The organism is Mesorhizobium sp. f-mel (assembly GCF_053850215.1).
Genome location: NZ_JBSPTO010000006.1, coordinates 1 through 19,219, shown reverse-complemented (window position 1 = coordinate 19,219; position 19,219 = coordinate 1). Strand labels below are relative to the sequence as shown.

At 61.6% G+C, this 19,219-nt stretch carries 26 protein-coding genes; 18 read left to right on the top strand and 8 right to left on the bottom strand.

What is annotated here, in order from left to right:
- Positions 1-31: 31 nt before the first annotated feature.
- Entirely contained in the window at positions 32-913 is an 882-nt protein-coding gene (locus tag ACWUKX_RS10535) for a transporter substrate-binding domain-containing protein (RefSeq protein ID WP_127208722.1), read from the bottom strand.
- Between the two features lie 120 nt (positions 914-1,033).
- Here ACWUKX_RS10535 and ACWUKX_RS10530 point away from each other — a divergent pair, with 120 nt between their 5' ends.
- A complete protein-coding gene (locus tag ACWUKX_RS10530; RefSeq protein ID WP_456006468.1) occupies positions 1,034-1,837 on the top strand; it encodes an IclR family transcriptional regulator in 804 nt (267 codons plus the stop codon).
- Between the two features lie 32 nt (positions 1,838-1,869).
- Here ACWUKX_RS10530 and ACWUKX_RS10525 read toward each other — a convergent pair whose 3' ends face one another.
- Positions 1,870-2,073, bottom strand: a complete 204-nt coding sequence (locus tag ACWUKX_RS10525) for a YdcH family protein (protein ID WP_029348759.1) — start codon at positions 2,071-2,073, stop codon at positions 1,870-1,872.
- Between the two features lie 239 nt (positions 2,074-2,312).
- Here ACWUKX_RS10525 and ACWUKX_RS10520 point away from each other — a divergent pair, with 239 nt between their 5' ends.
- From ACWUKX_RS10520 to ACWUKX_RS10495, 6 genes are all read left to right on the top strand, one after another.
- Positions 2,313-2,492, top strand: a complete 180-nt coding sequence (locus ACWUKX_RS10520) for a YdcH family protein (RefSeq protein ID WP_029348758.1) — start codon at positions 2,313-2,315, stop codon at positions 2,490-2,492.
- A 380-nt stretch (positions 2,493-2,872) separates the two neighbouring features.
- Complete coding sequence (ispG, locus tag ACWUKX_RS10515) at positions 2,873-4,126, top strand: flavodoxin-dependent (E)-4-hydroxy-3-methylbut-2-enyl-diphosphate synthase (RefSeq protein ID WP_456006466.1); 1,254 nt, start codon at positions 2,873-2,875, stop codon at positions 4,124-4,126.
- Between the two features lie 4 nt (positions 4,127-4,130).
- Positions 4,131-5,003 (top strand): lytic transglycosylase domain-containing protein, encoded by an 873-nt coding sequence (locus tag ACWUKX_RS10510; RefSeq protein WP_029348756.1) that lies wholly within the window; start codon positions 4,131-4,133, stop codon positions 5,001-5,003.
- Between the two features lie 45 nt (positions 5,004-5,048).
- Positions 5,049-5,600: a chloramphenicol phosphotransferase CPT family protein gene (locus tag ACWUKX_RS10505; RefSeq protein WP_456006463.1), complete on the top strand. Its 552-nt coding sequence runs from the start codon at positions 5,049-5,051 to the stop codon at positions 5,598-5,600.
- A 7-nt stretch (positions 5,601-5,607) separates the two neighbouring features.
- Entirely contained in the window at positions 5,608-6,345 is a 738-nt protein-coding gene (locus tag ACWUKX_RS10500) for a class I SAM-dependent methyltransferase (protein WP_456006460.1), read from the top strand.
- Between the two features lie 277 nt (positions 6,346-6,622).
- Entirely contained in the window at positions 6,623-7,531 is a 909-nt protein-coding gene (locus tag ACWUKX_RS10495) for a LysR family transcriptional regulator (protein WP_456006457.1), read from the top strand.
- A gap of 25 nt (positions 7,532-7,556) precedes the next feature.
- Here ACWUKX_RS10495 and ACWUKX_RS10490 read toward each other — a convergent pair whose 3' ends face one another.
- Positions 7,557-8,474 carry a polyprenyl synthetase family protein gene (locus ACWUKX_RS10490; RefSeq protein WP_456006454.1) on the bottom strand — a complete coding sequence of 306 codons (918 nt, stop codon included), beginning with the start codon at positions 8,472-8,474 and terminating at the stop codon, positions 7,557-7,559.
- A gap of 78 nt (positions 8,475-8,552) precedes the next feature.
- Here ACWUKX_RS10490 and ACWUKX_RS10485 point away from each other — a divergent pair, with 78 nt between their 5' ends.
- The 3 genes from ACWUKX_RS10485 (at position 8,553) to ACWUKX_RS10475 (ending at position 10,287) form a co-directional block, all read left to right on the top strand.
- Positions 8,553-9,323 (top strand): biosynthetic peptidoglycan transglycosylase, encoded by a 771-nt coding sequence (locus tag ACWUKX_RS10485; RefSeq protein WP_029348752.1) that lies wholly within the window; start codon positions 8,553-8,555, stop codon positions 9,321-9,323.
- A 138-nt stretch (positions 9,324-9,461) separates the two neighbouring features.
- Positions 9,462-9,644, top strand: coding sequence for a 50S ribosomal protein L32 (gene rpmF, locus ACWUKX_RS10480; protein WP_029348751.1), 183 nt, complete (start codon positions 9,462-9,464; stop codon positions 9,642-9,644).
- Positions 9,645-9,885: 241 nt separating this feature from the next.
- A complete protein-coding gene (locus ACWUKX_RS10475) occupies positions 9,886-10,287 on the top strand; it encodes a hypothetical protein (protein ID WP_029348750.1) in 402 nt (133 codons plus the stop codon).
- A 236-nt stretch (positions 10,288-10,523) separates the two neighbouring features.
- On the opposite strand, the gene ACWUKX_RS10470 is transcribed toward ACWUKX_RS10475, so the two are convergent.
- Both ACWUKX_RS10470 and ACWUKX_RS10465 read right to left on the bottom strand, forming a co-directional pair.
- Positions 10,524-10,757, bottom strand: a complete 234-nt coding sequence (locus ACWUKX_RS10470) for a hypothetical protein (RefSeq protein WP_029348749.1) — start codon at positions 10,755-10,757, stop codon at positions 10,524-10,526.
- Between the two features lie 78 nt (positions 10,758-10,835).
- Entirely contained in the window at positions 10,836-11,363 is a 528-nt protein-coding gene (locus tag ACWUKX_RS10465) for a winged helix-turn-helix transcriptional regulator (protein ID WP_456006450.1), read from the bottom strand.
- 95 nt (positions 11,364-11,458) lie between these two features.
- On the opposite strand from ACWUKX_RS10465, the gene ACWUKX_RS10460 reads away from it, so the two are divergent.
- The 5 genes from ACWUKX_RS10460 (at position 11,459) to ACWUKX_RS10440 (ending at position 14,408) form a co-directional block, all read left to right on the top strand.
- A complete protein-coding gene (locus ACWUKX_RS10460; RefSeq protein ID WP_456006447.1) occupies positions 11,459-12,340 on the top strand; it encodes an alpha/beta fold hydrolase in 882 nt (293 codons plus the stop codon).
- A 159-nt stretch (positions 12,341-12,499) separates the two neighbouring features.
- Positions 12,500-12,844, top strand: a complete 345-nt coding sequence (locus tag ACWUKX_RS10455; RefSeq protein WP_456006444.1) for an ArsR/SmtB family transcription factor — start codon at positions 12,500-12,502, stop codon at positions 12,842-12,844.
- A 10-nt stretch (positions 12,845-12,854) separates the two neighbouring features.
- Positions 12,855-13,310 carry an SRPBCC family protein gene (locus ACWUKX_RS10450; protein ID WP_456006441.1) on the top strand — a complete coding sequence of 152 codons (456 nt, stop codon included), beginning with the start codon at positions 12,855-12,857 and terminating at the stop codon, positions 13,308-13,310.
- A 43-nt stretch (positions 13,311-13,353) separates the two neighbouring features.
- A complete protein-coding gene (locus ACWUKX_RS10445) occupies positions 13,354-13,962 on the top strand; it encodes a glutathione S-transferase family protein (RefSeq protein ID WP_029348745.1) in 609 nt (202 codons plus the stop codon).
- A 71-nt stretch (positions 13,963-14,033) separates the two neighbouring features.
- Positions 14,034-14,408: a nuclear transport factor 2 family protein gene (locus ACWUKX_RS10440; protein ID WP_456006438.1), complete on the top strand. Its 375-nt coding sequence runs from the start codon at positions 14,034-14,036 to the stop codon at positions 14,406-14,408.
- Positions 14,409-14,545: 137 nt separating this feature from the next.
- On the opposite strand, the gene ACWUKX_RS10435 is transcribed toward ACWUKX_RS10440, so the two are convergent.
- From ACWUKX_RS10435 to ACWUKX_RS10425, 3 genes are all read right to left on the bottom strand, one after another.
- Entirely contained in the window at positions 14,546-14,833 is a 288-nt protein-coding gene (locus ACWUKX_RS10435; protein ID WP_065011314.1) for an ArsR/SmtB family transcription factor, read from the bottom strand.
- Between the two features lie 31 nt (positions 14,834-14,864).
- Positions 14,865-16,112, bottom strand: a complete 1,248-nt coding sequence (locus tag ACWUKX_RS10430) for an MFS transporter (protein ID WP_095517934.1) — start codon at positions 16,110-16,112, stop codon at positions 14,865-14,867.
- A 76-nt stretch (positions 16,113-16,188) separates the two neighbouring features.
- On the bottom strand, positions 16,189-16,383 hold the full coding sequence (locus ACWUKX_RS10425; RefSeq protein ID WP_029348741.1) for a DUF1192 domain-containing protein: 195 nt from the start codon (positions 16,381-16,383) through the stop codon (positions 16,189-16,191).
- 186 nt (positions 16,384-16,569) lie between these two features.
- Here ACWUKX_RS10425 and ACWUKX_RS10420 point away from each other — a divergent pair, with 186 nt between their 5' ends.
- From ACWUKX_RS10420 to ACWUKX_RS10410, 3 genes are all read left to right on the top strand, one after another.
- Positions 16,570-17,583 carry an NAD(P)H-quinone oxidoreductase gene (locus ACWUKX_RS10420; protein WP_456006435.1) on the top strand — a complete coding sequence of 338 codons (1,014 nt, stop codon included), beginning with the start codon at positions 16,570-16,572 and terminating at the stop codon, positions 17,581-17,583.
- 132 nt (positions 17,584-17,715) lie between these two features.
- Complete coding sequence (locus ACWUKX_RS10415) at positions 17,716-17,856, top strand: DUF1127 domain-containing protein (RefSeq protein ID WP_065011316.1); 141 nt, start codon at positions 17,716-17,718, stop codon at positions 17,854-17,856.
- Between the two features lie 422 nt (positions 17,857-18,278).
- Positions 18,279-18,974 (top strand): DUF1013 domain-containing protein, encoded by a 696-nt coding sequence (locus ACWUKX_RS10410; RefSeq protein WP_456006432.1) that lies wholly within the window; start codon positions 18,279-18,281, stop codon positions 18,972-18,974.
- The last annotated feature ends 245 nt before the right edge of the window (positions 18,975-19,219 follow it).

Genomic DNA, 19,219 nt, shown 5'->3' with positions numbered 1-19,219 from the left:
CGGAAGGGCGCGGCCCTTCCGCCAGCTTGCATCAGATGACCGGGAAGCCGGGATGGCGCGCCGGCGGCTCCTGTCCGAAATAGTCCTTGAATGCAGCGTCATAGAGCGCCGTCTCATGGCCGAACATGGCGGTGGTGAAGGTCGTGTTGACGAAGGTCAGCCAGTCGAGATCGCCTTGCCGAAGTGCGGCGCCGTAAAGCATCGAGAACCAGCTCTTGCCGGCATCGAAGTATTTGTCCGGATTACGCGAGGCGAGCCAGCGGACCGTCGACAGATCGACGGCGGCGCCGTCGACGCGCTTCGATTCCAGTGCCTGCAGCACGTTGGCCTGCGTGTCTATCTGCATCACCTGCGCCTCCGGCAGGACGATTCGCACATTTGCCTCGGCATCGACGTTCTGCAGGATGGAAATCCGTGTCGCCGAACCGCCGGCAAGCAGCTTGTCGAAGGTCTTGTTTTCGGCGTTCGGAAGGGTCAGCAAGGCGATGCCTTCGACGTAATAGGGCCGGGAGAAGTGGATCAGCTGCGAGCGCTGGGCGGTCATGGTCATGAACTGGATCGAGATGTCGACCTTGTTGGTGGTCACGTTCGGAATGCGCTGTGCCGGATCCTGCATGACGAATTCGACCTTGGTCGTATCGTCGAAAAGCCCCTTGGCAAGAATGCGCCCCATGGTGATATCCATGCCGACCAGCTCGCCGGCATCGTTTTCGAAGTGCCAGGGCGCGTTGGTGCTGCCGGTGCCGACGATCACCTTGCCGCGCTCAAGAACAGTGCGCAGCAGGCTGTCCGGTGCAGCTTGCGCTGCCGCCTTCTGAACATCGATCGTTGCTGCTGCGCCCACCACTCCGGCCGTTGCAAGCCCTGCCATTCCCAGTTTCAGAAATTCACGTCTTTTGGATGTGTCGTTCACGGCGACCTCCTTCGTGTTGTGTTCCCCTTGCCGATACATGCGTCAGTGATCTGCTGGATTGTCTCTTACAAAAGACACATGTATCCTGTACAAGACAGATACTAACATCAGGAATCTGTAATGCAAGATGGCAATGCCTTGGTAGCGCGGTCGGAAGCTGGTCCGGACGAAGACAAGATTGCGAGCTCCCGCGAGAAGGGTCTCAACCGGGTGCTCCATATTCTGGAGTTTCTTCACGCGAACCAGCGAGCGATCGGGATTGGGGATCTCGCCAAAGGAGTGAATGCGCCGCGCTCGACGATCTACACGCTTGTGCGCTCGCTCGTGGATGCGGGCCTGCTGGAAATGGCCGGCGACGGCAATCGGGTCTATTTCGGGAAGAAGCTTTATCTCTACGGAATGGACTATGTGCGCGGCAACGACTTGCTCAGGAGAGGGCGTCAGGAAGTCGACAATCTGTCGCGCGAGACAGGCGAAACCTCTGAATTGTGCATGCTGCAGAGCGGCCGCTATACGATTGTCCATTCAAGCCCGGGCACCAGGCCGTTCCGGATCAGTTCGGCCACAGGTCTGCAGATACCGCTTCCCTGGACCGCGTCCGGGCGATTGCTTCTCGCCGGTTTCGAACGGGCCGTGATCGAAGACATGGTGTCTGAGGATGATCTCGTTCTGCCGGACGGCCGCAGATTGTTGCTGGACGACTTCATAGAAGATATCGTCACGGCCGGGGCTGCCGGCTACTGTGTGACCTCCGGTCTTGTCGACGCCTATACAAAATGCCTGGCCGCGCCGGTCTTTTCAGCTGCCGGCAAGGTCGAGGCGACGATATGCTTGGTGGTTCCCATCGACACTTCCGAGGAGAAGACCGGCCATCTCATTGCCCTGCTGCGCGAACGCGCCGCAAGGCTTTCGATCGCGGGATGAGCAGGATTTGCCGCGACGGTAAGTCGATTCTCTCACGCGATGATGTCGGGGATGATCCGGTCTTCCAGCGCCATCAGCCGGTCTTTCAGGAAAAGCTTTTTCTTCTTCATGCGCTGGATCTGCAGAGGGTCGCAGCCGATGGCGATCATCGCGTTGATCGCCGCGTCAAAATCGGCGTGCTCTTGCTTCAGCCGAGAATATTCGAGGCGGATATCGGCCTGTTCCTGTTCGGACATTATCTACCGTCTGCACGTCTGCGGCGCCCAAAAATGGGCCTGATTGGGCGGGGCCGGAGGTATCTTGCACCGGCGCGCAGCCAATACCACATTTCGTATTGTCGTGGAATGCTACCACGCAGCATTCGACATCGATGCCCGATAGTGGCACACTGTCATTATGCCGTCACAGAAGCGAGCCTGCGGTGGACGCGCCTTGACGGCTGCAATCGAGGAAACCATGAAAGGGAGAACCAATCATGTCTCTTGCATCCCATCTTGATGAGCTGCAGCGGAAACACGGCGACATCGAACGCGAAATCGATGATGCGATGAACCATCCATCGGTCGACGACCTCGAAATCGTGAATCTCAAGCGGCGCAAGCTGGCGCTCAAGGACGAGATTGAAAAACTGAGGGCGAAACGGACCACGCACTGACGCTCTTCTACAGCGCCGCGCGTCCTTTGGACGCGCAAAGGACGCTGTAGTGCTTCTGATTTGGCGCATGACCCTTTCCGAAAATCGATTCCGATTTCGGGGTCATACGTAGGGACAGTTGCGCGCTTTGCGCGCGACCATCTTCTCCGGTGGCAACCAATGCCGCCGGAGCGTTTCTTTATTTATCCGGCGGTCGATTTGACAGGTCTGCCTGCCTGTCGCCATTGACAAGCCATCTTTGCTCCTCCACCTCATGCCGGGACCTTCTACGGCGCCGCGCGTCCTTTCGGACGCGCAAACGACGCTGTATTTTGATTTTTGCGCATGATTGTTTCCGGAAACTGATTCCGGAATTCGGCGCTAACAAAGGGCAGCCGGCCATGACCGGATATTTTTCTTCACCCTTCCCGCGCCGTACATCGGTCGGTGTCGATGTCGGCGGCGTGATGGTCGGCGGGGGTGCGCCTGTCGTCGTTCAGTCGATGACCAACACCGACACCGCCGACGTCGACCAGACAGTCGCTCAAATTGCGGCGCTGCATCGCGCCGGCTCCGAGATCGTGCGCATCACCGTCGATCGCGACGAGAGTGCTGCCGCCGTGCCCGCCATCCGCGAGCGGCTCGAACGGCTCGGCATCAACGTGCCGCTGGTCGGCGATTTCCATTATATCGGCCACAAGCTGCTCGCCGACCACCCGTCTTGCGCCGAGGCGCTGGCCAAATACCGCATCAATCCGGGCAATGTCGGCTTTAAGGACAAGAAGGACCGGCAGTTCGCGGCGATCGTCGAGATGGCGATCCGGTACGACAAGCCGGTGCGCATCGGCGTCAACTGGGGGTCGCTCGACCAGGAGCTTCTGACCCAGCTGATGGACGACAACCAGCGCCGAGGCTTTCCGCTGACCGCGCAGGAGGTAACGCGCGAGGCGATCGTGCAGTCGGCGATCCTTTCGGCCGAAATGGCCGAGGAGATCGGCCTTGGCCGCGAGAAGATCATCCTGTCGGCCAAGGTCAGCGGCGTGCAGGATCTGATCGCCGTCTACACCGAGCTTGCCACCCGCTCCAACCACGCGCTGCATCTCGGCCTCACCGAGGCCGGCATGGGTTCGAAAGGCATCGTCGCCTCGTCCGCGGCGATGGGCATCCTGCTCCAGCAAGGCATTGGCGATACGATCCGCATCTCGCTGACACCGGAGCCGAATGGCGACCGCACGCGCGAGGTGCAGGTGTCGCAAGAACTCCTGCAGACCATGGGTTTCCGGCAGTTCGTGCCGATCGTCGCCGCCTGCCCCGGCTGCGGTCGCACGACCTCTACCGTGTTCCAGGAACTCGCCCAGAATATCCAGGCGGATCTGCGCAAAAACATGCCGGTGTGGCGTGAAAAATATCCCGGCGTCGAAAACCTCAAGGTCGCGGTGATGGGCTGCATCGTCAACGGTCCAGGTGAATCCAAGCATGCCGACATCGGCATTTCGCTGCCCGGTACCGGCGAGACGCCGACGGCGCCGGTGTTCGTCGACGGCAGGAAAGCGGCGACGCTGCGCGGCCCTTCGATTGCCGCCGACTTCGAAAAAATGGTCGCCGATTATATCGAGCAGCGGTTTGGTCAACCTGGCAAGGCCGCGGCGGAGTAGGTCGATGCGGCGCTTCCCCTGGGCGACGCCGGTTTTGCTTGGTGGATTGGTTTTGCTTGGCGGGCTCGGCTGGGCGACAGCCGCCCACGCCGATCCGCCGCGCCCCGCCAAACAGCGGCTGCTCGACCGGGTTTGCAACCTGATCGAGGCCCATGCATATCAAAACGGCCTGCCCAAGGACTTCTTTGCCCGGCTGATCTGGAAAGAAAGCCGCTTCGATCCCAATGCGGTCAGTCCGGTCGGCGCCGAAGGCATCGCCCAGTTCATGCCGGGTACCGCCAAGATACGCGGCCTCGCCAATTCCTTTGATATCGAGCAGGCCATCCCGGCTTCGGCAAAATATCTTGCCGAAATGAAAACCGGCTTCGGCAATCTGGGCCTGGCCGCCGCCGCCTACAATGCCGGTGAAAGCCGGGTATCGCGCTGGCTGAGTTCCGGTGGCTTCCTGCCGATGGAGACCGAAAACTACGTTCTGGACATCATGGGCGAGCCGGCCGACAGGTTCACCGACATCGCCTATGCCGGCACCATCCAGCCGCTCGACAAGAAAGCGAGCTTCGCGGTCGCCTGCCGCAAGCTGCCGGTAATCAAGTCCAGAACCGTGGCCATGGCGTCGATCAATATCAAGCCGTGGGGCGTGCAGGTGGCCGGCAATTTCCGCCGCGCCGCGGCGCTCAGTCAATGGAACAGCGTGAAGCGCCGGTTTCCGGACTTGCTTGGCGGGCATGATCCGGTGGTCAGCCGGGTGCGCACGCCGATCGGCAGACGCGGCATCTATGCGGTCCGGATTGGCGCCGACTCCAAAGCCAAGGCCAACAACATCTGCCAGAAACTGCAAAGCGTCGGCGGTGCATGCATTGTGGTGCGGAATCGGTAAAGGCGATATGGCGGCCGCTTCGTCGGACCTGAAAGGGCTGGAAACATGACCGCCAAGATCATCCTTCTCAACGGCGTCGGTAGCGCCGGCGAGAGCTCGATCGCCAAGGCGTTGCAGACGATGACTACCGAGCCCTTCCTGCATGTTCAGATGGACGCATTCGTCGAGATGCTGCCCGAGGCCCTCCAGGACCATGCCGACGGTTTCGCCTATGAAGCGATCGCGAAAGACGGCAGGCCGCAGGTCGTCATCAAAACCGGGCCGGTCGGTGAGCGAACCATGCGAGGCATGCGGCACGCCATCGCGGCGATGGCGGCACAAGGCAACAACCTCATTGTCGATAATGTGCTGTGCGACGGCGAGATGCCGAAGTATCTGAGGTTGCTGTCGGATTTCGATCTATGCCTGGTCGGCGTCTTTGCTCCGCTGAACGTTCTCGAGGCTCGCGAAATCCAGCGGGCCGACCGCTTGCCGGGGCTGTCGCGCTGGCAATATGACCGCGTGCACAAGGATATCAGCTACGATCTCGAAATCGACACCAGCACGCTCACGCCGCTGGAGTGCGCCAGGCGCATAAAAGCAAAATTCCAGCTATAGGCCCACAATGACCGACCATCTTTACAGCGATCCCGACCTCGTCCAGTTCTATGATATCGAGAACGAAGGTGGCGTGGACTTCGACTATTGCGTCGGCTTTGCCAAGGACGCGGGCTCGGTTCTCGATCTCGGCTGCGGTACCGGGCAATTGGCCGCCGCGCTCGCCGATCGGCGCAGCGTGACCGGCGTCGACCCCGCGCCGGCGATGCTCGACATCGCGCGCCGCAGAGCCGGCGGGCAGAGGGTCGACTGGGTCGAGGCCGATGCGCGCAACGTCCGGCTCGGACGACGCTTCGATCTGGTGATTTTGACCGGGCACGCCTTCCAGGTGTTTCTGACGCCAGAAGATCGAGAGGCGGTGCTTGCCACGATCGCTGCTCATCTGGCTGCCGATGGGCGCTTCATCTTCGACACGCGAAATCCAGCCGCGGAGGAATGGCTCGAGTGGACGCCGGACCGGTCCGAACGGGAACTGAGTCATCCAGGATTGGGCACTGTAAGAGCGTGGAACGATTTTCGGCGCGATCCCGCTACCGGCGTCGTCACTTACTCGACCCACTACGCAATCTCCGATAGCGGGCGGGTGCTCAGCGCCGAATCGAAAATAGCCTTCCCGGTAAAGGAAAGCCTTGCGCAGATGCTGGACGAGACCGGGCTGGTCGTCGAAGCATGGCTCGGCAACTGGCGTGGCGAGCCATACGGTCCGACATCGCCGGAAATCATTCCGATCGGCCGGTTGCGCTAGCCCGGACGTTGCTTCGCCTTGAGCGGTTCCCCATCCTTTGACGTGACCGACTGAGCACGCGGATAATACGAAGACATAACCGGCCAATTGCGGCGCTGCGCTCGCGACGTGCCCACCGATGCAACTCGTGAGCATCGCGCAGATTTGGCTGTTCTGAACGCATCGCGCACCTCCTCGCCGGTATTTTAGATGCTGAAGAGGAAATCATATTATGTATCGCGCGTGCCGATAATCTATGATAATTTCCGTTCATCTGTGACGAACTGGAATAGATGACATGGACCGGCCAGAAACGATGGGTGTGTTCCTGTCGGTTGTCGAGGAAGGTGATTTCTCGGCGGCGGCACGCCGGCTGCGGATGAGCCCATCGGCCGTCAGCAAGATCATCGGGCGGCTTGAGTCCCGCCTTGGCGTGCGATTGCTGCAACGCTCGACGCGGCGGATCAGCTTGACGGCGGAAGGCAGCACCTATGCCGATAGCGCTCGCCGTATCCTGAACGACATCAAAGAGGCTGAAATCGCGATTCAACCCGGCGCAGAACCGCGCGGCCGGCTGCGGGTCAGTCTTCCAAGCGCCTTCGGCCATCGTTTGATCGTGCCGATGTTACCGGCCTTCATCGATCGCTACCCTGCCATCGAGCTCGAGCTAATGTTCACAGATGCGATTGTCGACCTATTGGCTGAGGAAACGGACGTCGCCGTGCGCGTTGCCGCCCAGAGCGATTCCAGGCTGGTGATGCGGCGGCTGGCGCCCAATCACCGTGTCATTTGCGCGTCAGCTCGGTATCTCCAAAAACACGGTATCCCGATGACGCCAGGCGATCTTCAACATCATACATGTCTTGGCATCACATCACGCGGCGGCCTCAACATCTGGGAATTCGATGGCCCGGACGGTCCGCAAAGCATGCGTATCCGCAGCCCGATAGAGGCCAACAGCACGGAAGCGCTACGCCGGCTGGCGCTCGCCGGTGTCGGCATCGTCCGCATGTCGGAGATATTGGTTGGACCGGATATCAGAGTAGGCAGACTGACCGCATTGCTCACCGGATACAATCATCATGACGGACCACCAATCTGCGCCGTCTATCCGCCTGGCCGAATCCTGTCGCCGCGTGTGCGCGTGTTCGTGGATTTCCTGGCGGAACAATTCGCCAACCCTCCTTGGCTACACGGCGCGCCATAGGACGCGAGTACAACTTGGAACAGCGTCAGCTGTTGCGGGCCGCCACGAATTCGGCTGCCTGCTTCAGAAGCACGGCCTCGTCGCCATAGGGATGAAGCAAGGCGTGGGCCTGGTCGACGAGGCCCTGAAGCTGGCCCCGCGCCCAATTGGGGCCGTGCAGCGCCACCAGTGTCGCCTTGCCGGCGGCTGCATCCTTGCCGGTTGCCTTGCCCATCTGGTGCGCGTCCGCCGTCAGGTCGAGCAAATCGTCGGCAAGTTGAAAGGCAAGCCCGATCGCGGAGCCGAATTCCGCCAGTCTTTCACGGTCGGCCGCTGGCGCGCCGGCAAGGATTGCGCCCGCCTCGCAGGCGAAGCGGATCAGCGCGCCGGTCTTCATCGCCTGAAGCCGGATGATGCCGGCCTCGCCCGGCCTGATACGCTCGGCTTCGAGATCGAGCATCTGGCCGCCGACCATGCCGCCAGCTCCGGCAGCGCGGGCCAGCGCCAGCACCAGCGCCGCCCGTCGCTCGGCCGGCAGCATTGTCGCTTCGTCGGCAATGATGTCGAAGGCGAGCGCCAGCAAGGCGTCGCCGGCGAGGATAGCGGTCGCCTCGTCGAAGGCCTTGTGCACGGTCGGCTGGCCACGGCGCAAATCGTCGTCGTCCATGGCCGGCAGATCGTCATGGATCAGCGAATAGCAATGCACGCATTCGAGCGCCGCCGCCACGCGCAGCGCCGCCTCGCCGTCCGCGGAAAACAGCGCGGCGCTTTCCATGACCAGGAAGGGGCGCAGGCGTTTGCCGCCGTTCAGCACGCCGTGGCGCATCGCCTCCATCAGACGTTGCGGCCGCGCGATCTCGCCTGAAAGCGGGCGGTCGTCGAGCAGTCGCCTGAGCAGCGCCTCGACCGGACCTGTGCGCGCGACAAGCGCTGCCTCGAACGGCATTTGATCGTCTTTCGTCATGCCGGGGACGGGTAGCCGACACTCAGACGTTGCGCAAGAAGCCAAGCGCCATTATGCCGGGGGCAGGGAGCAGCATGGATGAGCGGCTTGGCGGAACCGATCGTCGATCACGAAACCGAAGGGCTGGACATGGTGAGGCCGAAACGCGGCAACCGCATCGGTCTCAAACGTTGGCCCCGGCACTGGGTCCGGCGCGGTATCACCGTCGCCGTCGTGCTGGCGCTGATGCCGGTGGTGCTGACCTTTCTGTATCTCCCGCCGTTCGTCCATCCGGTATCGACACTGATGCTGAAGGATCTGGCGACGTTTTCCGGCTATGACCGGCGCTGGGTCTCGATCGACGATGTGGCGCCGGCGCTGGCGAATTCGGTCATCATGTCGGAAGACGGGCAGTTCTGTTTCCATCGCGGCATCGACCTTGGCGAGTTGAGGGGCGTCGTCGACGATGCGCTGGCCGGCGAGATGACGCGCGGCGCCTCGACCATCACCATGCAGACCGTGAAGAACCTTTATCTCTGGTCGCGGCCGCTGGGCTCGGTCCGGAAAGTCGTCGAGCTGCCGCTGGCCGTCTATGTCGACATGGTGATGTCGAAACGGCGCATCATGGAAATCTATCTCAATATCGCCGAATGGGGGCCGGGCATCTATGGCATCGAGGCCGCCGCCCAGCACCATTTCGGGGTTTCGGCAAAACGATTGTCGCGTCGCCAGGCGGCGCTGCTTGCCGTCACCTTGCCGAACCCAATCGCGCGCAACCCGGCGAAGCCCGGACCGGGGCTGAGACGGCTGGCCGCGCTGATCGAGCGGCGCGCGGGCCGGTCCGGCGCCTATGTCGGCTGTCTGCGTTAGCTTAAAAAAATTTGCGGCGACGCTGGCCAAAACGGCGCAGGGCGTGTATAGGCACCCGACTTTCTCAGATTCCGGCCCCTGACGCGGCCCTTTCACGAGGGCAGCCGGGGCATTTTGACCATGTAATGGAGCATATCCATGGCCGTACCGAAACGAAAAACCTCTCCGTCGAAGCGCGGCATGCGCCGTTCGGCCGATGCCTTGAAGGCCCCGACCTATGTCGAGGACAAGAATTCCGGCGAGATGCGCCGCCCGCACCATATCGACATGAAGACCGGCATGTATCGCGGTCGCCAAGTTCTGGAGCCGAAGGAAAGCTGAGAACGCTTTCGACGGTTTTGTGACTCCCGCAGACCGGCCATCGCGCCGGTCTTTTTGCATTTGGCGGAGATGATCGCCCACTGAACCAATTTCAGAGAGCTCAGCAGCCGTACCGGACGGCAGCCGTGCCGGCTGACATTGTTATTTCGCACGGTCTTTGTCCGTGTTCGCGGTCGCGTACGAAAATTCTTGACGGCGAACGCCGAGCGAATAGAGAAGGTTGTCCAACCGGAGCCTTCTGATGTTCGGTGCCATCCCGCTGCTGATCGTGCCCTTCGTCCTTTATAATCTCGGGCTTCTGGGAATATTCGGCGGCGGCGACGATCCCTGGGCAAGCCAAATGTTCTCGATCCGCATGATGTCGGGCGGGGTGTTCTCGATGACGCTCGGCGATCTGATCGTGCTGATCGGGCTGCTTCTCTTCTTCATCGAAATCGTAAAATCGACGCGCACGACCAACGCCTCGATCATGGATCACCTGTTGTCGACTTTCGTCTTCGTGGCGTTCCTGGTCGAGTTCCTGCTGGTGAAGGGCGCGGCGCACTCGGTTTTCTTCACGCTGATGGTCATCGCACTGGTCGACGTCCTGGCCGGCTTCTCGGTGTCGATGCGAGCGGCCACTCGTGACATAAACATGGGCTAGAGGGGCCCGGCCTCAACAGCGCCGATGATTGCGCCGGCCTCGTCGCGGATCAGCACCCGCCGGCGACGGGCAGGACACGCCCGCGCCGGCACGTCGGAGACGCCGGCGATTTTCAGATAGATTATCGAAGATTAGAGCGCAGTGCGACGCGCAAAGGACGGTCTGCAATTTGAATCGCGAAAGCTTCTTTCCGGAAACCGATTCCGGCTTCCAGCATTATGCGCTGCGAACCAGCCCTATTTTTTCTTGGCGCGCGCCGGCTTCTTCACCGGAGCAGCCGGCGCATTGGCGAGGTCTTCCGCTTCTTTGGCAAGGCGGAGCGCCCTCAGTTTGTTGGTCTTTATCTGGCGGGCGTCGCTCTCGGCGACATATTCCGCCATCGCCTTCTGGCGAACCGTGGCTGCCTCTTCCTGCTTCTTGAAACGCAAATCGGCCCGCGCGCGAGCAGTATCCTTAGAGTTCTCAACCAAGGGCTTTTCCAATCCCGTAAATTATAGTTTTCATTCCTTTAATAGCAGAGCCGACCTGCAATGGGGAAAATATGTTGGTTAGGCGCGGGAATCGCACCTGGCGCCCGGCGCCTTTCGGGCGGCAATCGCCTCATATCCGGCCCGCAGGGTGGCACGCACGGTGGCATCCGGGGGCGTGTCGGAAGGCGTGCCCAGATGTTCGTGGCGCAGTTCGTCCATGAACTTTTCCCACATCGGCGGGCCGCCCTTCTCCAGAAGCTCGGCGCGGATCGAGAGCTCCTCGCTGACAGGCAGCCAGACGCGACCCCAGGCGCCGAGATGCGCCAGGATCGGCACCAGCGTGATCGCCATTTCGGTCAGGCTGTAGATTGCCTTCTGCTTGTGGGTGGGATCGTCAGCCCTGGTCAGCATGCCGAGCTCCATCAGCCGCTTCAGCCGGTCAGCGAGTATGTTGGAAGCGATTCCTTCCAGCGACCCGTTGAGCAGGTCGCGAAAGTGGCGTTTGCCGCCGAAAATCATGTCGCGAAGGATGATCAGGCTCCACCGGTCGCCAAACACTTCAAGCGACAGATTGATCGGGCACCCAGACCGGCGATCGATGCTCATGCGATTCTCCGTAGAAACCGGTTGCATTATCATATCAGTCTTATTATCGTGCAACTGATTGCAAAAAGCAATCGGTTTAGGAGGAGACTGCGAAGATGACGAAGGTAGTGGAACCGGAAATCGCGTCCCAGACATTTGGCGATCCCGCGCATCCACCGATGCTGCTGATTATGGGCGCCATGGCTTCGATGCTCTGGTGGCCGGAGGCGTTCTGCCGGAAATTGGCCGGCAAGGGTCTGTTCGTGATCCGCTATGACAATCGCGATACCGGCCGTTCGACCAAATATGCGCCGGGCGAACCGCCTTACACTTTCGTCGACATGGCGGACGACGCCATCCGCGTACTAGACAGTTATGGCATCGCGAAAGCGCATGTGGCCGGCATGTCGATGGGCGGCATGATCGCGCAGCTTGTCGCGCTGAAACATCCGTCGCGGGTCATCTCGCTTACGGCGATCAGCACTTCGCCAATCGGGATCGACACGTCGCATCTGCCAGGGATGACCGACGCCTATATGAAGCATTCCGCCGAAGGCGCGAAAGTCGACTGGTCGAACCGTGACCAGGTGGTCGACTTCATGGTCCAGGACGCGCACGCAATCGCCGGCACCGCGCGTCCATTCGACGAGAAGCTGACGAGGGCGTTCGTCGAACAGGATTACGACCGATCCGGCGGCTTCTTGAGCGCGACCAATCACTTCCTGCTCACGAGCGGTGAAGATCGGGGCGGTGAAGATCGGGGCGGTGAAGATCGGGGCGGCGAAGACTGCAGGGCTCGCCTGCACGAGTTGAAGGTTCCGCTCCTCGTTATCCACGGCACCGCGGATCCGATTTTTCCGGTCGAGCATGGCGCCGCTCTTGCAGAGGCGGTTGCCGGCGCGAGGCTTGTCCGCATCGAGGGCGGCGGCCATGAACTGCATCCCGACGACTGGGCCGCGATCGTTGATGCCGTCGTCACCCATAGCCAAGCCAAATAAGCGCGGAGCCGGACCTTGACACACTATCTCCGTGGCAATATTTAAGTAACCACTTCAGTATTTCAGCCCTCTGTAAAACCACGCAGCGGCGAACCACCAAGGAACGAGGGAAACAATGTCCTACTTCAAGCTCTTCCCCTTCAACAACGGTTAAGCCCGATGCTGCAAGATAGCGCCCAACTCGACCTGATGTTCCAGGCGCTCGCCGACCCGGCGCGGCGGCACATGGTGGAGCGGCTGTCGGGCGGCTCCGCCTCGGTCAGCCAGTTGGCCGAGCCGCTGGCGATGTCGCTGTCCGCGGTCGTCCAGCACCTGAACGTGCTGGAGGCGAGCGGCCTCGTCCGCACCGAAAAGCTCGGCCGGGTGCGCACCTGCCGGATCGAGCCGAAGGCGCTGAGGACCGCCGAACACTGGATCAACGAACGGCGCCTGAACTGGGAACAGCGGCTCGACCGGCTCGGCGCCTTTCTTGCGGAAACAAAGGACGAAACGGAAGGAAACTGAGGAGGCCAACATGAGCGAACGCTCCGTCGTCCATTCGACCATAGTGCTCGAACGCAGCTACGACGCTTCGCCGGCGCGGGTGTTCGCCGCCTGGTCCGATCCCGCCGCATTGCAGCGCTGGGGCTCGCCCGGCGAGGGGTGGGAAACCAGCATTGACTGCTTCGAGTTCCAGGTGGGCGGCATTGCGCTCAGCCGTTTCGGACCCAAGGGTGGCGAGAGTTATGTGAACGAGACGCGCTACCTCGACATCGTGCGCGACCAACGCATCGTCTCGGCTGGCGGCATGACCAGCAGCGGCCAGCGATTGTTTGTCGGCCTGCTGACGGTTGAATTCCGTCGAGAAGGCACAGGCTGCCGGCTGGTGATGACCGAGCAAGGCGCCTTTCTTGATGGCCATGATCAGCCCGAAAACCATCAGGCCGGCTGGAGCCAGATGCTCGACAACCTGCGGGCAGAATGCGCGTGAGCGCCGCAGCCCAAGCCAAGACCAGCAGAATTGGGAGGATAGTATGAAACTCTACTGCGGCATCGGTCCGAATTCCTACCGCGTTCGCATCTTCATGGCTGAGAAAGGCATCGACGTTCCGCGGGTTAATGTCGACCTCACAAAAGGCGAGCACAAGGCGCCGCAATTCCTTGAGCTGAACTCACTAGGCCAGATTCCCGTGCTCGTGCTCGACGACGGCACGGTGATCACCGAAAGTATCGCCATCTGCCGCTATCTGGAGGCGCTTCATCCGACGCCGGCACTGTTCGGCTCGGACGCGGTCAGCCAGGGCAAGGTCGAAATGTGGAACCGCCGCGCCGAGATCGAGATCTTCGGAACGATCGGCAGCATTGCCCAGCATTCCGATCCCATGTTTGCGGAGCGGCTCGTGCAGTTCCCGGCTTTCGCCGAAACGCAGCGAGAAGCCGTTCCGGCAAAGTGGGCGTGGCTCGACCGGGAGATCGCCGATGGCCGTCCGTTCATCGCCGGTGACCAGTACTCCGTCGCCGATATCACCGCCGCCGTCGCAGCGTGGCTTGGCGCTTTCTTCGGAACCGACATTCCGGACGCGCTCGTCAATGTCCATCATTGGCTCGACCGTGTTCAGAAACGTCCAAGTTGGAACGCTTAGGCCGCCCGACACTGTTTCAATGGGACGATGTGCGGCTCAACGCCAGCACCTGAATCCAAGGAGCTTTCGCCATGCCTGTCAAAAGCAGATCGGACTTGATCCGCAGTTACTTCGCCGCCTACCAGGCCAGCGACCGCAGCGTCATTGAGGCGGTGCTGACAGACGATTTCACCTTCACCAGCCCTTACGACGACGCCATCGACCGCGCGACTTACTTCGCGCGCTGCTGGCCAAACAGCACACTGTTCAAGTCGATCGCCGTCGAGAGGATTTGCGAGGACGGCAACGATGCTTTCGTTCTCTATCGCTGCGAAACGCTCGACGCCAAGGTCTTCCGCAACACCGAACTGCATTCGTTCCAGGACGGTAGGCTGCGCAGCGTCGAGGTTTATTTCGGCGCTACCTACAAGGACGGCGTTTTCGTCACGCAACAACTATTGAGCTAGCTCATCGGCTTGCCAGGCGGTAGGACCGAGCAGGGATGCCTTCTCGACAGCCACGATGATCTCGGCACTCGCAAGCATGGCACAGGCGAGCTGCTCGACGCGCTTTGTGCGCCACGGCCAAGACGTCACGGCGCAACTCAGTTTCCTGGCGAGCCAAGCTGCTCTGCATCCCAGAACTGGTCGAGCCAGATGTTGAGCTTCAGGAAGCCGGCATTGCTGACCGTATAGACGCGCCTTGTCCCTTCCGGCTTGGCATTGACCAGTCCGGCGTCGAGCAGCACCTTTAGATGCTGCGAAACAGCCGGACGCGAGACCGGCAACCCGGCGGCCAGTTCGTTGACGGTCTTCGGGCCGCGCCGGAGCTCTTCCAAAAGATAGCGCCGGTTGGGATCGGCAATCGCCATGAAGGCGTCGGAAAACATCATGCCTTATTTGTGAGGCAAACTTTTCTAAATCTCAACCGTTGGTTTCAGGCTTTCTGCGCGGATCGAGCCGCAATGCTTCCGGCGTGATCGAGCGCTCGGCCGGTTGCGTCTTGAAGGCGTCGCGGTCTTCGATCGGCACCGGCGCGCGCCGGCTGATGCGCAGCAGCGTATAGCCCGCCAGGCAAAGATGCGCGAAGGCCGTCGCAAGGAACAGGCCTTCCGGCCGCATCCAGCCCATCAGGCCGGCGGCCAGCAGCGGCCCGATCATCGTGCCGAAACCATAGAGCAGCAGCAGGCCGCCTGACACTTTGACGAAATCCTCGGCCCGGGCGTGGTCGTTGGCATGGGCCACGGCGATCGAATATAGCGTATAGGCAAAAGCGCCGTAGGCGGCGGTGCAGACGATGACGAAGACGCCGGAGCGCGGTTCGAACAGGAAGACCGCGAGGGCGAACAGCGCCGCGCCGAAGGCCAGGCCCGCCAGCACAAAGCGGCGGTCGGTCTTGTCGGAAAGACGCCCGGCCGGAAGTTGCATGGCTGCGCCGGCGACGACCACCAAGCTCATCATCAGCGCGATCTCGGCCGTGGAAATGCCGATACGGGCGCCATAGACGGCACCAAGCGTGCCCCAGGCGCCGTTGGCGATGCCGATCAAAACGCAGGCGATCGCCGACACCGGCGAATTGACATAGAGCCCCTTGACGTCGAGCGAGACGTCCTGCAGCGGCTTGGGGTGCGAAGCCGTCGACACCGCGGTCGGAATGAGCGATAGGCAGAACAGGATACCGGTGATCATGAACAGCGAGGCCGACTTCACGTCTCCGCCGGCAACGATCATCTGGCCGCCCATGATCGAGGCGTAGGTGACCATCATGTAAAGACCGAAGACGGTGCCGCGGTTCTCGTTGGTGGACTTCTCGTTCAGCCAGCTTTCGATGACCATGAAGGCGCCGGCCATGGTGAAGCCGGTGAAGGCGCGCAGCAGGATCCAGACATATTCGTCGATGATCAGGCCGGTGAGCAGTGCGATGATGGCTCCCGATGCCGCAAAGGCGCCGAAAGCGCGTACGTGACCGGCTCGACGCACGAGGCGCGGCGCAAAGAAGCAGCCGGTGACGAAGCCGCCGGCCCAGGCCGTGCCCATCAGGCCGAGCGATGCGGTCGAGAAACCTTCCAACTGGCCGCGCAGCGGCAACAGCAGCCCGTGCAGTCCGGTCGCCGCCAGCAGGAAAGCGGTGCCGCGAAGCAGCGAGAGGATCGGTCGGTAGCTTGCAAACATTTAGCTGATCCGGCTGGAATTTGGGGAGGGTCTGAAGATTCGAGCTTTTCGGCGGCGGGCGCTTCGGCTCTGGAAATTATCCGCGGCGGAACAGCGCCTCGGCCGCTGATTTGGTGGTGCTCTTGGTCTTGAGCTCGGCTTCGAGACGGGCGATCTCGTCGCGCAAGATGGCGATCCGCTCGGACAGTTCATCGACGGAAAGCAGCGACAGATCCTGCCCGATCTCATGCGGGCGGGCTTTCTTTTTGGGTTCGTCATCGAAGATCGCCATCGTCGCTCCTCGCTCATGCGCAAAAATTAACTGCTACCTCTGCGCGTCCAATTCGAACGCCCGACGCTGCAGTGGCCATTTGCCTGATTTGGCAATCAGCATACATAGGGCAGGGGCATGGATGCAAACAGTCGGCAAGAAAACCGGCAGCTGGAAAGAAACTGGCGAAGCGAGACGGGAAAATTCATGGCGAGTGGACAGAACAAAATTCCGGCGAAGATGACGGCCATTGCGATTTCGGAACCCGGCGGACCGCGAGTGCTGAAACCGGAAACGCGCGACGTGCCCGTGCCCGGTCCCGGCGAAATCCTGATCCGGGTGCGCGCTGCCGGTATCAACCGGCCGGATGTGCAGCAGCGCAAGGGCGTCTATCCGCCGCCGCCCGGTGCGTCGGACCTGCCGGGCCTCGAAGCGTCGGGCGAAGTTGCAGCTCTTGGCGACGAGATATCACGGTGGCGTGTCGGCGACCGGGTCTGCGCGCTGACACCCGGCGGCGGCTATGCCGAATACGTCAAGGTCCATGCCGGCAGCGTGCTGCCGCTGCCCGCCGGCTTTACCCACACGGAAGCGGCGGCGGTACCGGAAAACTACTTCACCGTCTGGCATAATGTCTTCGAGCGCGGCGGCCTGAAGGGCGGCGAGACGCTGCTCGTCCATGGCGGTTCGTCCGGGATAGGCACCACGGCGACCCAGCTCGCCTCGGCCTTCGGCGCCTATGTCATCACCACCGCCGGCAGCCAGGAGAAATGCGACGCCTGTCTGAAGCTTGGCGCCGACCGCGCGATCAACTACCGTGAGGAGGATTTCGTCGCGGCGGTCAAGGACGCGACCGGCGGCAATGGTGCCAACGTCATCCTCGACATGGTCGGAGGCGACTATGTGGCGCGAAACTACGAGGCCGCGGCGGTGGAAGGCCGCATCGTCCAGATCGCCACGCAGAGCGGGGCGGTGGCAAGCGCCGATTTCTCGAAGATGATGGTCAAGCGGCTCACCCACACCGGCTCGACGCTGCGGCCGCGCACCGTCGAATTCAAGGCGGCGATCGCCGCGGCGCTGGAGGCGCAGGTGTGGCCGCTGCTCGGCACCCGCAAGGTAGCGCCCGTCATGGACATGATCTTCCCGCTCAAGGAAGCGTGGCGGGCGCATGAGCGAATGGAGGACGGCGACCACATCGGCAAGATCGTGCTCGATGTCGGCTGACGGTCGGCAAACAAGCTGAACAAAGGCTTAATTGTGCAATGCAACAAACGCATTGCGGCCATGCAAAAGCGTCTGTTCAACTTTTCATCAACGATGCCTATTTGAGCGGCATCGAAACGATGGAGGACTACCATGAACCCGATCCGTGCTTTCCGTAACTGGCGCATGTACAATGAAACCGTGCGCGAACTGAACCGCCTGAACGCCCGTCAGCTCAACGACCTCGGCATCAACCGTGGTGACATCGAGAGGATCGCCCGCAAGGCGCTTTGATCTCAAGCGTGATCTCGCCTGAAAGCATCAAGCCGCTTTTTCGCGACGTGGTGCTTCGGTCCGAGATCATGCTTTAGAAGCCAGAGCCGCAGCAGACGGGTTTCCCGTCGCCGGTTCCGAGCCCGCTGGACCCTGTCCGGCGGGTTTTGTCGTTTTGAAGTCCGTGCAGCAGCAGCTGCGATGATCGATCGGTGCCACGAAGGCGCCGGCAAGATGCTGCAAAAAGCTCCACGCCCCCAGCGGCGCAACACTCCCACAAACTTCTGCATTCTCCGGTCCAGCAGCCATGCTTACGACAGTACCTTCCAAAACCGTTGCGAAACGGCAACGGAGTGGTTATATACGCAGCGAATTTCCCATTTTGGTGGCTCTAAAACCACCGCCCGCGCGGGAACGCGGGCGAACGAGAAGGATATCTCATAATGGCCAATACGCTGCTGATGCCAAAGGCGACCGCCGTCTGGCTGGTCGACAATACCGCGCTCTCCTTCGAGCAGATCGCGCAGTTCTGCGGGCTGCATCCGCTCGAGGTCAAGGCGATCGCCGATGGCGAATCGGCGCAGGGCATCAAGGGCATGGACCCGATCATGACCGGCCAGCTGACCCGTGACGAGATTGCACGTGCCGAGAAGGACCCGAACCATCGGCTGAAGCTGTCCGACCCCAAAGTGCGGGTGCCGGAATCCAAGCGCAAGGGTCCGCGCTACACGCCGCTGTCGAAACGCCAGGACCGGCCCAACGCCATCCTCTGGCTGGTGCGTAACCATCCCGAGCTGAAGGACGCGCAGATCGCGCGCCTCGTCGGCACCACCAAGTCGACGATCGACCAGATCCGTGACAGGAAGCACTGGAACTCGGCCAATCTGCAGCCGATGGATCCGGTGACATTGGGTCTCGCCTCGCAGATCGACCTCGACATGGAAGTCAACCGCGCCTCGCGTGGCCGCGAGCAGGCACAGCCGGCCGGCGACACGCTGCTGCCGGCGGCATTGACCGAGCGCCTCGTGCCGACAGCGGAGAAGCCAAAGGATGAGGATGCGGAGCTCGACGCCAACGCGGTCTTCGCCAAGCTTTCGGCGCTGAAGTCGAAGGACGAGGATAAGGACGACGAGGAGTAGGTGAGGGCACCTGCCTTCTCCCCTTGTTGTGGGAGAAGGTGGATTGGCGCGCAGCGCCAGACGGAAGAGGCCGTTGGAAGAAACGCCAACGCCGCGATCCGTCCAGCACCCCCTCAGCCAATCGAGCTTCGCTCGGCCACCTTCTCCCACAAGGGGGCTGTTGCACAGTTGCGAGCGGAATCTGGCGGCGGCGAGATTGCAGCGGTTGTTCGCTTGTTTGCGGGGGATTTGGCGTCTTGTTTGGG

Coding starts and splice junctions, on each gene's coding strand:
- ACWUKX_RS10530 (WP_456006468.1), top strand. CDS start 1,034: ATGCAAGATGGCAATGCCTTGGTAGCGCGGTCGGAAGCTGGTCCGGAC.
- ACWUKX_RS10415 (WP_065011316.1), top strand. CDS start 17,716: ATGAACCCGATCCGTGCTTTCCGTAACTGGCGCATGTACAATGAAACC.
- ACWUKX_RS10460 (WP_456006447.1), top strand. CDS start 11,459: ATGACGAAGGTAGTGGAACCGGAAATCGCGTCCCAGACATTTGGCGAT.
- ACWUKX_RS10445 (WP_029348745.1), top strand. CDS start 13,354: ATGAAACTCTACTGCGGCATCGGTCCGAATTCCTACCGCGTTCGCATC.
- ACWUKX_RS10490 (WP_456006454.1), bottom strand. CDS start 8,474: ATGACGAAAGACGATCAAATGCCGTTCGAGGCAGCGCTTGTCGCGCGC.
- ACWUKX_RS10425 (WP_029348741.1), bottom strand. CDS start 16,383: ATGGCGATCTTCGATGACGAACCCAAAAAGAAAGCCCGCCCGCATGAG.
- ACWUKX_RS10450 (WP_456006441.1), top strand. CDS start 12,855: ATGAGCGAACGCTCCGTCGTCCATTCGACCATAGTGCTCGAACGCAGC.
- ACWUKX_RS10525 (WP_029348759.1), bottom strand. CDS start 2,073: ATGTCCGAACAGGAACAGGCCGATATCCGCCTCGAATATTCTCGGCTG.
- ACWUKX_RS10505 (WP_456006463.1), top strand. CDS start 5,049: ATGACCGCCAAGATCATCCTTCTCAACGGCGTCGGTAGCGCCGGCGAG.
- ACWUKX_RS10510 (WP_029348756.1), top strand. CDS start 4,131: ATGCGGCGCTTCCCCTGGGCGACGCCGGTTTTGCTTGGTGGATTGGTT.
- ACWUKX_RS10440 (WP_456006438.1), top strand. CDS start 14,034: ATGCCTGTCAAAAGCAGATCGGACTTGATCCGCAGTTACTTCGCCGCC.
- ACWUKX_RS10420 (WP_456006435.1), top strand. CDS start 16,570: ATGGCGAGTGGACAGAACAAAATTCCGGCGAAGATGACGGCCATTGCG.
- ACWUKX_RS10520 (WP_029348758.1), top strand. CDS start 2,313: ATGTCTCTTGCATCCCATCTTGATGAGCTGCAGCGGAAACACGGCGAC.
- ACWUKX_RS10495 (WP_456006457.1), top strand. CDS start 6,623: ATGGACCGGCCAGAAACGATGGGTGTGTTCCTGTCGGTTGTCGAGGAA.
- ACWUKX_RS10485 (WP_029348752.1), top strand. CDS start 8,553: ATGAGCGGCTTGGCGGAACCGATCGTCGATCACGAAACCGAAGGGCTG.
- ispG (WP_456006466.1), top strand. CDS start 2,873: ATGACCGGATATTTTTCTTCACCCTTCCCGCGCCGTACATCGGTCGGT.
- ACWUKX_RS10500 (WP_456006460.1), top strand. CDS start 5,608: ATGACCGACCATCTTTACAGCGATCCCGACCTCGTCCAGTTCTATGAT.
- ACWUKX_RS10430 (WP_095517934.1), bottom strand. CDS start 16,112: ATGTTTGCAAGCTACCGACCGATCCTCTCGCTGCTTCGCGGCACCGCT.
- rpmF (WP_029348751.1), top strand. CDS start 9,462: ATGGCCGTACCGAAACGAAAAACCTCTCCGTCGAAGCGCGGCATGCGC.
- ACWUKX_RS10475 (WP_029348750.1), top strand. CDS start 9,886: ATGTTCGGTGCCATCCCGCTGCTGATCGTGCCCTTCGTCCTTTATAAT.
- ACWUKX_RS10465 (WP_456006450.1), bottom strand. CDS start 11,363: ATGAGCATCGATCGCCGGTCTGGGTGCCCGATCAATCTGTCGCTTGAA.
- ACWUKX_RS10455 (WP_456006444.1), top strand. CDS start 12,500: ATGCTGCAAGATAGCGCCCAACTCGACCTGATGTTCCAGGCGCTCGCC.
- ACWUKX_RS10410 (WP_456006432.1), top strand. CDS start 18,279: ATGGCCAATACGCTGCTGATGCCAAAGGCGACCGCCGTCTGGCTGGTC.
- ACWUKX_RS10435 (WP_065011314.1), bottom strand. CDS start 14,833: ATGATGTTTTCCGACGCCTTCATGGCGATTGCCGATCCCAACCGGCGC.